Raw genomic sequence first — 12,699 nt, forward strand, 5'->3', positions numbered from 1 at the left:
GTAAATTATGGGTTCACGAAAAGGGATCGTAAATTCAGCAATGGTCGCTTCCGTGGTGGCCGGCTCTATGGCCATGACTAGCCAAGTAAATGCTTTTGGCTGGGGTAGTATAGGTGACTTCTTTACAGACCCGATTGGAACTGTTGGCGGTGCCGTTACACAGGTAGCACAAGTGGTTAGGCATGTTACTAGCCCAGTGACAAATGTTGCAATTGATACACTTAGACATGGTGCAAACGTTGTGAATGATGCAACTAACTTGGTTGGTGTTGACTCCACAGCTATTACTGATAAAGCTATATCACTCGCTCAACAAATGGCCACTTTAGACAACATTGGAACATTTGTCGCTGATCAACAAGAAAAGCTTGCTGCACTTGAGCACTTTGCGACTGTTGCTGTGACTAACGCACACCACTTGAGTCAATTAGAAGCATTGGTCGATGGCGTCAATGAAAACAACGTAGAACTTGCAAAAAACATCGTGCACAGCCTGATAAAAGACATTGACTACGATACGTTAAAGCTCGTCGTAGATCAGGTCAAAACATATGACGGTGCGCAGTCTTTGATGTTTATGGTGAATAAAGGTAATTTAGGAGTAGGGGTGGCTGTTGACGTTCATGAACTGGAGCGTATTAAGTATGGCCATCATTCTAACCGCCACGAACCAATCATGAGCTTTTTTGTTCAGGCTGTGAACCCAGCAACGCCGAATAACCAACTAAAATTTTCTGTTGGCTACCATAAAAACCCTCCTTTGCAGGTATCAGGAAATAGTGTAAGCCTATCAAGTACGGTTAAGAAGATGAAAGTCAGCCTTGCATTTGCATCGTTGAATAGCAGTGACTTCCTTGCTCTGGTTGATGTACAAGCTTTGCGAAACCAACATAAAATGACTGCTGTCGGCGTCAGTGCAAATCCTGTTAGCTTGCAAGCAGGAAGCACATCAAGACAAGTTGTATTCAAAGAATGTCAAAACGGTAGATTACAAGCGAATGGAGTAGATTGTAATCAACAAGGTTTGTCTATTAGTGAACTGACCGGTGTCTACGCCATGGACCAACACACAGCGCTTGGTGGTGTGTCATTTACATTTAAGTCATCTGGTATAGTGGATGGCATGTACTGCGTACAAACAGTCGAACCCGCAGATCCACATACCTGGCAAGACAACTACTTCTGCTCATCAGAAGACATTGGCATGAAATGGTCTTTTGCTGGCCCAATCGATGGCATGCGCTGTACGCAGATCATTGAGTTGGCAGACCCGCATACATGGCAAGACAACTATCTATGTTTACCTAATGACTCAGACTATTTATTCTCTTGGAATAGTGCTGGTAAAGGTAATATGAAAAATACGGTAAGATGGCTTGAAGCCGCAGATCCACATACTTGGAATGACAACTACCTGGGCATTGAAAAATACGTAGAGTTGAAAATATTCGATAAGTGTTTAGATATTAATGGGTACCATCCAAGCAATGGTCAAGACATCATACTGTACGATTGTCACGCTGGTGCAAACCAGAAATGGTTATTCACTGCCGATGGTAAAGTGAGAAGTAAAATGAACTATAACAAGTGCCTTGATTATAGAAACTCAGCGACGAGCAATGGCGAAAAACTGATGATTTGGGACTGTAACACCAGCCCGACACAACAGTTTGAATATATCAATGGCCAATTAAAAACTGTATTACAACCATCTCGCTGTGTAGATTCTCCACAGCCACATAACTTCACAAGAACACACTTGTGGGATTGCCCGGTGTTAACAGGGCACAACCATGTAGTTGTTTCAAACTAATAAATAGACGCTCTGCTGGGAAGTGACGCGATGCACTTTCCAGCAGATTTTTTAATTGGGTGGGGTGAATGAGTGCTTAGTTCGATCTAAATCAGATTAATCACTTTAACCATTAACAACCATTAACAAGGACAACCATCTAAAACGGGCAGAGCAGGTTGTAACAAATTAACAAGGACAACCATCTAAAACCATAATCAACAAGGACGGCTATGTTCTAAATTGAAAGTGCCTGTGACGGAATTCACAATCGCTGACACTCACCCGATACCAGTACCTTCTTAAAGTGATCATGCTTTAAATTAAATAGGAATTATTAAAGAGTGGCTTTGATGAGTACGGTCTCAGCTATAACGTAGCTAATTTCATGCTAAATGGCGTGATTAACCCCTGCAGTCGCTACAGTGTTAATCCGAAAGTCAGGTATGAGCCTTTTTATCCCAGCAAGCGCTCGCAGTTGGCCAGGTTGGTACGTCGCCTTTTTTGCAGATGCGTACAGTATTCAGTCATAGCGTGACGTCTGCCAGCTGCACCATGGAATACTTTGGTAAATCGGGTGGTGAGCTTTAGCCAATTATCGGGCTCGATTTGTAGTCGGGCAAGGATAGGTTGGGCATCGCAGATGTGACCGCGTTTGTCTGCACGAACGCATCGACCTGTTAGCTCAACCAGTTCAATGTAGTATTTAAGCTCAAATGGCAACCCTTTAGGCATACTTTGCCCTGGATTCCCAACAAATCGCAGAAGGTGCTTTGGTTGTTTGCCATCATGGGCATGTTCAGTGCGCTTTTTGATGCTGGTGTAGTCAGAAGTTTCTGGTGTTTCAGCTACTTTGGCTCGAATTGGATTCAGGTCAACATAAGCCATACAGGCCGCCAATGCTGCTTCATCAAGTAAAGCCTGCGACTTAAATCGACCTTCCCAGAATCGACCTGTGCAGCCATCTTCTTTGTTTGCCCGGCGAGCAATATCTTCGTTCAGCACACGCATAAACCAACTGATACTTGCGAGCCTTTCTCTGTATTGCTCAATGATACTGTTGAGCATGATGAGCTCAGAATAATTGAGCTCACATCCCTCAATGAATTTGTGTGTCAGCCAGTTTCCCTTAAATAACTTATGCCATCGGATGACAATAGCCTTGTCAGACAATCGTTTGGCCTTTATATCATCCACATATAAAACGATATGGGTATGATTGCTCATAACAGCGTAAGCGCAGATATCTATGCAAAAAACAGCGGCCAGTGTAAGTAGCTTGTCTTCAACCCACTCGCGACGATGTTCATAAGACTTGCCTGTGAATTTATCTTTGCCGCACAGAAAGGCTCGTCTAACACAGCGAGAGATGCAATGATAGTATTTAGTATCCACTAAACTGACTTGGTTTTTTCGTGCTGTTGGCATAATGGTCGTCCTAATCCTTGGAGTCGCCTACAAGCGTAGTCGGTGCGAGCAAAGCACACAAGTTTTGAGGTGGATGTCTACGGAAAGGGAAAGCAATCACTTATGACTTTGTTATCAGGTTGATTGTTGATGAACTGAATTGGATAGAGCAACGCTGTGCATTTTCATTATATTGATTTCAAATAAGTATTTTTTGGATCCCAGAACGAGCGTTATATAAAAAACGATAGCTGTAGCCATATGAAATATTTTAGAAAAATGATTGAACAGTATATTCCGGTCAATGATGACGAGTGGAACTCTGCTTGTAGCATGTTTGAGAGAAAACATATCAAAAAAGGAACAATTGTACATCGCGCCGGCGATGTGTTTAGTGAGATATGGTTTATCAAAAGCGGGTTAGCCAGATCATATTTCAGTGATATGAATGGCAAAGAGCATACCTGGCAACTCTATTTTCGCGGTAAAAGTAGGCATGGTTTAAACCACTTTATGGATGATAGTGTCAGCTTTTACGAAAAAACAGGATCAATGCTTAACTTTGAAATTCTTGAAGATTCAGTTTTTTACGTAACGTCTCTGGAAAAGCTTGATAAGTTTGTAGCACAAGACAAAAAGTGGGGAATTTTGGCTCGTATATGGTTACACAACACCTATTATTCGGCCACGTACAAACGCGTCCTTTCTCTCATGTCAGAGACTGCTGCCCAAAGGTACGAGCGTTTACTGGACGAATATCCTTTTATATTTAAGCAAGTTAAGTCATACCATATCGCTTCTTATCTCGGTGTCGCGCCCCAGACTTTGAGTAAACTAAAATATGAATCTAGGTGAATGAACTCACATATTTCGTTGTTTACCATGTGTTTTTTCACTGGAGATTAACAATGAATATTTTTCAAAAGTTCAAAAGTCAATTTAAGCAAAGTGCCCCGTTAAACATTGCCTGGCACGTCTGTAGCACCACACAGTCTGGCACCGTGCAAACACAAGGGGCTCAATGATGGAACTAACACAAACAGGTGCACACCTCATATTTATCGGCACTGCTTTTTTTCTTGTTGGCCTGGTACAAGGCGCGTTGATACCCGCTGTAAAAAACTCCCGGATGGCGCTTTCTGGTCACTTGACGGCTGTTCAATGTGGCATGGCTGTGGCGCTCTTCGGTGTTGTCTGGTCGCTGGTTGAACTGCCTTTATTTTCGGCACTTTTTGCTGCTTATGGTTCTGCATTCGGATTCATACTTATTTGGATGGGAATAACCCTTGCGTCAGTGACTGGTGCAAGTAAAGCGCTGCCAATCGCCGGTGCTGGGTTTTCGGCAAACATCACAACCGAAGTCATTGTAATGCTTCTGGTACGTATTGGGTCACTATTATCACTAATCGCCTGTTCCATATTGATTTTTGGGTTGCTGCCGATACTTGGGTAGGCGTTTTTGGGTGACACCCACTTCAATTTCTAATCGCCTGTTCCATATTGATTTTTGGATTGCTGCCGATACTTAGGTAGGTGCATTTTTGGGTCATTTTTGGCTGACACCCACTTCAATTTAGAACATAGCACGGCCTTTAGTAATAATTGAGCCCTTGCCCGAAAGGCGGCAATAAGTCAGTACCTTAGAATGTTAAGCGCTAGGTATAGTGACTACACGCTTAAGGAGGTAACGTATAACCCCCGTCACTTACCTGTTGTGATAAATGGTGAGATTAGCGTCAAGCTAAAGAGGCAGCTTGCGTGTCTGAATTGGTGTGAAGGCATCCATGCCTTGTTTACGTTCTAACTTCCTGGAACTTAGTGAGAATAGAAATCAAAGATGAAAAGGGAGATCAAAACTCTTTGAACCACGATAAAGTGTAGTAGCGACCTCTTGGGTTTGGCCCGCGATCATAGCCTCGTGCGACATCCAAAAATGGTGGCTTTTCACCAAATGGATTTTGTACAGTGAGATTAAATCGACCATATTGCTGTGCGTCATAGCCAACCGTTAGCGTTTTCAAGTCGTAAGACGGCGACCAGTCCAGGGCAAAGTCTCTGGCTGTTCTGTATTTGTCTTTTTCTGGCACGTTTGTTAAATCAAGAATATCGTCTTCATCTGAATTAAATGCCTTACTACCGTACGCCATGGTGAAAGAAGAATTCCAGTTTCCTTTATTCCAAAATATGCCAAATGATTGCTTGGTCTCTAAATTATTATATCGACCAATATAGGGAGTCCATTTGTCATCACCTAAGTACTGGTTATCACCTTGAGTGATTTCAGCTAATGAGTAGGTTATTTGAAAGCGGCCTATTTGTGTATCAGGAAAAGTGTAGTTTAAATCTAGATCATAGCCTTGGGATCTCGTTTTACCGATGTTAATGACGATGCTCTTATAGTGTTCAAGTACATGAGTTGTTGGGTTTCGTTGAATTAGATCGGCAAATAACTCTCCATTGGTGCGTGCATTTTCACGCAGCATTACTCTGGTTAAACGCTCTGGCGCATTTTCAATGTCTACTTCCCAAAAATCTAATGTGGCAGTAAAACCTTTAAGGTATTCAGGGGTCCATACAAAGCCTAAGTTACGTGATGTAGACGTTTCCGGGCTAAGGTTCTCATTGCCGCCCATTTCAAATGACCACTGGTAGGGCTCTGCTTCAGCCACTTTTGCACCAAAGCTTTTACACAATGCCAGTTGCTCCCAGCCTGTGTTACTACATGGATCGGAAGAGTTGGAATACCAACGATCAGTGAATACTTCTTTGCCACGATATAAATCAAATAAAGTCGGTGCCCGAAAACCTTCAGAGTAATTAGCTCGAACCATGAGTTGCTCTATTGGCTTCCAGTAAACATTAATAGAGGGCGTACTTGATGAACCCGAATCACTATAATTGGAGTAGCGAACCGCAAGCTCAACACTTAAATGTTTCGCCAAATAAGCATCTTCAGCGATTGGAATGCTGGTTTCGATGTATGCTTCTTTGATTTTACGTTTTGGTGGAACATTGCTGTCTTCCTGACTCAGGTTACCGACTAATTTATATTTTCCTCTTACATCATCGAATTGATTGCTGGCTTCTTCTGTGCGGTATTCGACTCCTACTGCCATTTGAATAGTCCCTGCAGGTAAGTTGAAAACGTCTCCTACCGCACTTAGATTGAAGGTGTTCGTTGTGGCCTTGTGCTTACTCCAAATACCATCAACCATAATTGCATCTAGCAAATCGCTGTTAAGTTGCTCAAGGTCGACAAAAGGGTTCAGTGGTGAGCAATTATTTTCAGCAAGGCAAACCTCAGGGCCGCTTAGGCTGTCTTGTAACAAAGTTCTATTCAGTGCTTCAGGATAAGTTGTTTTTGCTTCATAACGGCTATGTACAAGATCTGTGGACCAGGTCCAATTTTCAGATAGTTCGCCATTGAGTCCAAGGCGCACATGAAAAGGCGTGGTAACTGTTGTTGTGTTTCGTTTATTGAGGTTGGTCAAGCGACGGTTCAAGCGTACATCGCGGCCGAACGGATTATATTCATTATCTTTACTTACGAACAGGCCAGAGACTACCGCAGCAGCCTCTTGTGCGTAGTTTTCTTTGTCGGCGTAAAGTAATTGAGCGGTACCTTCAAGTGTATCTGTAAAATTGTAATATGTGTTTAACAGTATGCTGTATTCGGTTCTTTCGGATGCGTCTAGCGTTTCACTTTGAAAGTTATAGCCATGGGCTTCTTTATATTTCTTCTCGGCTTCTTCCTGCGCTATTTCTTCTAATTCCCAGCAGGCTTGCCCGACTTGCCCACGATAAGTTGCAGAGAACGGAGAAAAGTCATCTAAGCTGCTGCCATTTGTGCCATTATTTCTGTGCATCATGTGGTAGGTTGCTGTGGCGGTGTCTGCATCGCAATCTGCATAAGTCGCATTGCCATCGGGCCCATAAATACTCAGCCAGTTGGTACCTTCAAAAATACCATCAACTTTGTGTGAGCTTCTATCGGGGTAGTAGAAACTTCGCGAGCCTCTGTTGTATGTTCCTATTTTCTTAGCTTCAATTCCTAATGTAACTCCACCTTCGTTAAAGCTGGTGCCGCCGACAAAGCTAATAGTGTGAGTTGGGGCATCATTGTATTCACTGATCCCTGTCGAGACATTCAGCTTGACACCCTCAAAGTCTTTAAGTAACTGGTAGTTAACCACCCCCGCAATGGCATCCGAGCCATAAATTGCAGATGCTGACCCTTTTTTAATATCCACCCGTTTTAGCATGGTTGTGGGGATGATTGAAATGTCCACCGAACCATCGGTATCAGCCGCCATTCTGACGCCATCAAGCAAGTTTAAGGTTCGAGCATACCCTAAACCGCGTAATTGAATTTTTTGTCGACCATCATTATTTCTTGCATCGGCTCCAAAGTTTTCATCAATAGAAACCTGATGGCCATTCATGGCTGGTAAACGTGTGAAAATATCGGTAATGGAAGTTAATCCGCTTAGCGCGATGTCTTCGCTTGTCACTGTTGTGATTGGTAAAGAAGAAGTGAGTTCGGGCCGGATCAACCGAGAACCTGTTACCGCAACAATCTCAATCTCATTGTCTTCATTTTTGTTATCTAATTCATTTATCTTTTCAGCAGAGAAACCAGGGTTTGGCATCAAAACTAGGGCTGTCGTGATGGCGATATGCACAGGCGATAAAGTGTAAGTCATAAGGGTCCCTTGATGGTTTATTGTTATTATTAACTGGGCAAGTGAATAACCGAAGTACATCAATAAGTTATATAAGTCACTCTACAGAGCAGTGTAACGAGAGCAATAAGGCGGGCAATTGAAAAAATATCAACTTGTCAAAGATTGTTTTGGAATATGGTATTCTTGTTTTGTTTTTGGGTGGTTTGATTGATCTTTAAATAGAATGATTTAGCCGCCTTTTATTAATCACTTCATTGTGTTAGGTGTTTTATTTTTATTTCTGCTGTTTGTGCAAATATGTCTTAAAGTTGCATTAATTACATCTTTAGTTTGTTTGAAATAAACAATCTGGTTAATGTTGTGTTTATTTGGTTTGTTTTTTGTGTTAATGGTGTTGCGGCTTTGGTGTGGTGATTTGAATCCATGTAAGTTAAAAAGTTTAACATCAGGAAGTAATGTATGGTCATATTCAACAAGCCTACAGTGTTATAAAGGTTTTGAAAAAGACCGATCTTGAAGACGATTTTGAAAGAGATTTTGAAAGACATCCAGCTTTAACTGTTTCAAATTTGGGTTTTTTTCGTCACTTCGAAATGGGTTTGAAAAAAGGGATTTGAAAGACACCCAGTCTTAATTGTTCCCCATTTGGGTTCTTTGGTTTACCACTGAATTATGGTCAGCATGAAAAACTGACTTAGTTGCGCTTATTGAGTTAGACAGCAGAAATATCGCATAGTGCTTGTTACTGGTACGATGAGTTGTTACCCTCAAAGCAAATAATCATAATTCAAGGCTACATCATGCAGGAATTTTTCGAGAAATTTGCAATTAATACCAAAATAAACGTGGTGTGGGGTGAAATGGATGCTTTGGGGCACGTCAATAATGTGTCTTACTTTCGTTACTTCGAAACCGCGCGAATTGATTTTTTGAAACAAACAGGGTTACTTTCTGTCTTATCAGAACCCACCCACAGCCCGGTACTGCGTGATACTTATGCGCAATATAAGCGACCCGTGACTTTTCCAGATACTTTGTATATTGGCTCATATATCACTGATATCAAAGAAGACCGCTTCACCATGCGTTACGAGGCGTTTAGTGAGTCCCAGCAGGCAATATGCACAACAGGGTATGCGAATGTGGTGATGTTTAATATGAAAACAGGGCAAAAATCGCCCATTCCAGAGAGCATGTTGGCCGTATTAAAGCAATACGAGATGGACAGTGAGCAATAGAGCGAGTTTCTGTTTGCTATAAATGCACAGGTAGCCTGCGCTCGTTGTTTCTGACATGAGTGACAGTCAGGCGGACCTTGTGTACGGATGTCCCCAAAGTTCGCTGTCTGAGGTATGATTTTGGTATCAGCAAGTTAGCAAAAACGGTCTATGTCAAAGTTAACCGCAAAACAAAACATAACAGCGATAGTGACGGCGATTAAAGCAGAAGAGAAATCGCTCAGAGCGCGTTATCCTATACTTGAAAAGCAAAATGGCATAGCTATGGTTATTTTGCTGTTGTCATTATGTTCATTCACTGGGGCTGCTACGCTTTATTATTTTGCCGCTATTCCCGCGTGGTTGTGCATTCTTTTGGTAGCCTTTATTACTTCCATTACACATGAACTTGAGCATGACCTGATCCACAAGCTGTATTTTAGTAAACGTCCGCTTATACATAACTTTATGATGTTAGTCGTGTGGCTAATGCGACCAAACACTGTGAACCCCTGGTATCGCAGAAAAATTCATTTGCACCATCACAAAGTGTCTGGCACCCCACAAGACCTGGAAGAACGCTTAGTGGGTAATGGCATTAAATCTCCTTTTTTGAGAGCGCTCGTCATCACAGATGGTCTGCTAGGCTTATTGATTAATTCAAAGTGCTTTAGCAGGGAAATTCGCGACTTCAGGTTTTTTGAGGTCTTTAATGCCGGTTTTCCCATTGCGACGGCATACTTTGCGATTTTATACGGTGTAATCGCTTTTCATGTGCTGCAATTTGTTCATCCATTTGCACTACCTAAGTGGGGAGTCGAGCTACTGGCGGTTGCAGAGTTCCTGATGGTGGTATTGATTGTGCCAAATATTGTCCGCTCGACGTCTCTCAACTTGATCACATCTTCAATGCATTATTATGGTGGAGTGAGCAATGTGCTAGAGCAAACGCACGTGATCACCAGTCGCTGGTTCGTACCATTTCAACTCTTTTGTTTTGATTTTGGCCGTACACACACAATTCATCACTTTGTGCCGAATCAGCCCTTTTATATTCGGCAATTAATAAGCAAAAAAATACGGCCCATTATGGCGCTACATGGAGTACGTTTTGACGACTTACAAAGCTTGAAACGTGCAAATCATTACCCAACACCTGAATAGTTAAATTAAACCAGAGACACCCAGTCGAACGGTGCTTATACAAGGCTGTGTCAAACTGAAAGGCTTACAAACATGGTGGAGATATGCCTGGTCACAATGTTGGGGGAAACAAGGAAACTTCAATGCAAAAAGTTATAGCATTAGTAATCATTACTCTAATTTCAGCTTTTGCTAAAAGCTCAAGTAGAGATCTATCACCGGAAGAAATAGCTTATCTAGATATTAAACAGTTGGCTGAAGCCGTTGAGCTTTACCATCGTGAATTCGGTAGTTATCCAACTAATGAACAAGGATTAGGTGTGTTGGCTCAGGAAGTACTTATCAGTAAAAGTTGCCCTTGTAAAAAAGAAAAGATTATCAATGACCTACCTGAAGACCCCTGGGGTAGGGATTATTTATACCTATCACCAGGTAAAAACAACCCGGAAGGATTTGATATATGGACATATGGTAAAGATGGACTGCCTGGCGGTACTGGTGCTAACAGAGGATGCGGGAACTGGGGTGAGCTTGAATGCGGGCTAAAAGAACAACATGGTTTCCAGGCGCTTTTTATTTTGCTGATATTAACAGGCTTCGGAGTAGGCCTTCCACCTTACATTGCCGGTGTATTTCTGGCTTACAGAAAAGGAAATTCAATCGAAAAATCATTGGTTGGCTACCACCTGGGAGTGCTTTGCTACTTTGTTCTGTTGGTATTTTTGCTCGCAGTTGCTTCTGTTATCCTTTAGATACAGTGGTGTAAGTGGAATAAAGACACCCAATTGAACCGTGTTTTTCGAATGGCAGCTAGTTTCAAGTTGAAAGACCTTCAAGCTTGGTAATTGGATATCCGAGCAAAGTTGCACCCAGCGTAATCAGTTCTTTTCCCATTGAGGTTGCAGCCAACCTCAAGTGACTGAGATTGGACGATCAAGCTTTGAAGTGGATGCCCAAACAAATCCTTTTGGACGAAGAATGGTTAACGGTAGAAAGTCATCAGAATTATTTGAGTTTCATTCAGGATAACGGCGTACTGGATAAGCTGAGCGCATTTCTTTGCGTACTGCCAGTAATCAAGTATTTTGATAAGGTCGAGATTTAAGTATTGTCGCAAATACGAATGTGGCACGTTACACAGTGCTGCACTCGATAAATTTACCCAGCGTGCTCTATTTATCGGTGAGCGCGCACTAAATGCAAGGAGAGAGTATGAGGTTAATCCTAATAACCCTGATTGCAATGATGTTTGCTAATCATTGCATAGCGAGTGAAGAGAGCGAGTTACGCGATAAAGGCGTTGAAGCCGCATCAAAAGGGAACTTTAACTCTGCAGCAAAATACCTGGGAAAAAGTGCAAGGCTCGGTTTTTATACCGCTCAAGTAGAGTTTGCCTATCTATTGGAATCAAGCCCTGAACCAATTCAAAATAAAGTTGAGTCTTATGCTTGGTATGGCGTTGTTTTATCCAGAAATGGCACCGATACTGACTTTGCAAAAGAAAGGTTAGCTAGCTTAACTAAAGCAATGAAAAAGGCAGAGTTAGCTCAAGCAAAAGAAATCGCTGCAAAGTATATTAAGCTGTATACAAAGTAGAGATTTAACAAGCTTCGTTGCTACAATGGGCAAATACAGAGGCAACGACTCCTGATGTTGCTACGCTTTGAAGTTGGCGCACTATATTAACCAAAGGTGTTTCGGTGTATGAAACTGGTATCAGTCGTATTAGCTGTGTTGATATTGTATGTTTTTATTGAATCACAACAGTGTGATTCAACCTGTCAAGCTAGCAGGGCGACCAGTTCGTTTTTAGGTAAAAGCCAATCTAGTCAGCAGGTTATTGATTTCTTAAACGAATATAAGGGTGAAGCGCCGGGAGCTGCTATCTATGGTGAGTTCGTAAACTGGGGTATCAGAAACTCCAACAAATTTGTAGAGATCACAAATCATCCGAATACCACTAAAAGAAATTTGGAGCTTATAGCTTATGCCATTGCTGACTATGGTAATCATGCAAAGTGGTGTGAAATATATAGTGATTTGACAGTAAAAGAAAATGATCAGTATATTCGATCACGGTTACTTGGCTGTAATTATAAGTTGTAAATCAACCAAAAATTACCAGTCAAAGTGTTGTTGCGCTAAAAAAGCGGAGGGGTGTTGCTTTATCTTTTATTAGCTTTTCTATCAATAATATCAGTAGCGATAGGTTTCTACTTAGAAATTCTGGACGGCAATCTTACACACTTAAAGTGTGATCGAGAGCCTGTTGCTGGTGTGGCTATAATGCCAACATTTCCAGTTGTGCCTGCAATACACTTCGGCACGGCATATGGCTTAAACCTGCTGTATATTAATGCAGGCTGGTACGTGATTTTTGCTTACTTGATTGGCTCGATTCTTTGTAGGTCTTTGTCAATTCGTAAGCTCAAAAGGGAATTTTCACGACTAAACA

Annotated in this window: 11 protein-coding genes; 9 read left to right on the forward strand and 2 right to left on the reverse strand. The window is 41.9% G+C overall.

Annotation, left to right across the window (positions count from 1 at the left end):
• Positions 1-7: 7 nt before the first annotated feature.
• Positions 8-1,813: an RICIN domain-containing protein gene (locus ELR70_RS10100; RefSeq protein ID WP_054016485.1), complete on the forward strand. Its 1,806-nt coding sequence runs from the start codon at positions 8-10 to the stop codon at positions 1,811-1,813.
• Positions 1,814-2,248: 435 nt separating this feature from the next.
• Here ELR70_RS10100 and ELR70_RS10105 read toward each other — a convergent pair whose 3' ends face one another.
• Entirely contained in the window at positions 2,249-3,220 is a 972-nt protein-coding gene (locus ELR70_RS10105; RefSeq protein WP_054016486.1) for a transposase, read from the reverse strand.
• A gap of 240 nt (positions 3,221-3,460) precedes the next feature.
• On the opposite strand from ELR70_RS10105, the gene ELR70_RS10110 reads away from it, so the two are divergent.
• Both ELR70_RS10110 and ELR70_RS10115 read left to right on the forward strand, forming a co-directional pair.
• Positions 3,461-4,054 (forward strand): Crp/Fnr family transcriptional regulator, encoded by a 594-nt coding sequence (locus tag ELR70_RS10110; RefSeq protein ID WP_054016487.1) that lies wholly within the window; start codon positions 3,461-3,463, stop codon positions 4,052-4,054.
• A gap of 166 nt (positions 4,055-4,220) precedes the next feature.
• Complete coding sequence (locus ELR70_RS10115) at positions 4,221-4,652, forward strand: hypothetical protein (protein WP_054016488.1); 432 nt, start codon at positions 4,221-4,223, stop codon at positions 4,650-4,652.
• Between the two features lie 397 nt (positions 4,653-5,049).
• Here the strand turns inward: ELR70_RS10115 and ELR70_RS10120 are convergent, their stop codons facing one another.
• The gene (locus ELR70_RS10120; RefSeq protein WP_054016489.1) at positions 5,050-7,902 is read right to left on the reverse strand and encodes a TonB-dependent receptor; all 2,853 of its coding nucleotides are present in this window, start codon (positions 7,900-7,902) and stop codon (positions 5,050-5,052) included.
• A 782-nt stretch (positions 7,903-8,684) separates the two neighbouring features.
• Here ELR70_RS10120 and ELR70_RS10125 point away from each other — a divergent pair.
• The 6 genes from ELR70_RS10125 (at position 8,685) to ELR70_RS10145 (ending at position 12,350) form a co-directional block, all read left to right on the forward strand.
• The gene (locus ELR70_RS10125) at positions 8,685-9,122 is read left to right on the forward strand and encodes a thioesterase family protein (protein WP_054016490.1); all 438 of its coding nucleotides are present in this window, start codon (positions 8,685-8,687) and stop codon (positions 9,120-9,122) included.
• Positions 9,123-9,272: 150 nt separating this feature from the next.
• Positions 9,273-10,265 (forward strand): fatty acid desaturase, encoded by a 993-nt coding sequence (locus tag ELR70_RS10130; RefSeq protein ID WP_054016491.1) that lies wholly within the window; start codon positions 9,273-9,275, stop codon positions 10,263-10,265.
• A gap of 122 nt (positions 10,266-10,387) precedes the next feature.
• Positions 10,388-10,996, forward strand: coding sequence for a type II secretion system protein GspG (locus ELR70_RS10135; RefSeq protein WP_054016492.1), 609 nt, complete (start codon positions 10,388-10,390; stop codon positions 10,994-10,996).
• Positions 10,997-11,193: 197 nt separating this feature from the next.
• Positions 11,194-11,349, forward strand: a complete 156-nt coding sequence (locus ELR70_RS24835) for a hypothetical protein (RefSeq protein ID WP_160317410.1) — start codon at positions 11,194-11,196, stop codon at positions 11,347-11,349.
• Positions 11,350-11,456: 107 nt separating this feature from the next.
• Positions 11,457-11,840: a hypothetical protein gene (locus ELR70_RS10140; RefSeq protein ID WP_054016494.1), complete on the forward strand. Its 384-nt coding sequence runs from the start codon at positions 11,457-11,459 to the stop codon at positions 11,838-11,840.
• Between the two features lie 108 nt (positions 11,841-11,948).
• Positions 11,949-12,350, forward strand: coding sequence for a hypothetical protein (locus tag ELR70_RS10145; protein ID WP_054016495.1), 402 nt, complete (start codon positions 11,949-11,951; stop codon positions 12,348-12,350).
• Positions 12,351-12,699: the final 349 nt, after the last annotated feature.

Origin of the sequence: Pseudoalteromonas sp. R3, from assembly GCF_004014715.1 — a bacterium.
GTDB lineage: Bacteria > Pseudomonadota > Gammaproteobacteria > Enterobacterales > Alteromonadaceae > Pseudoalteromonas.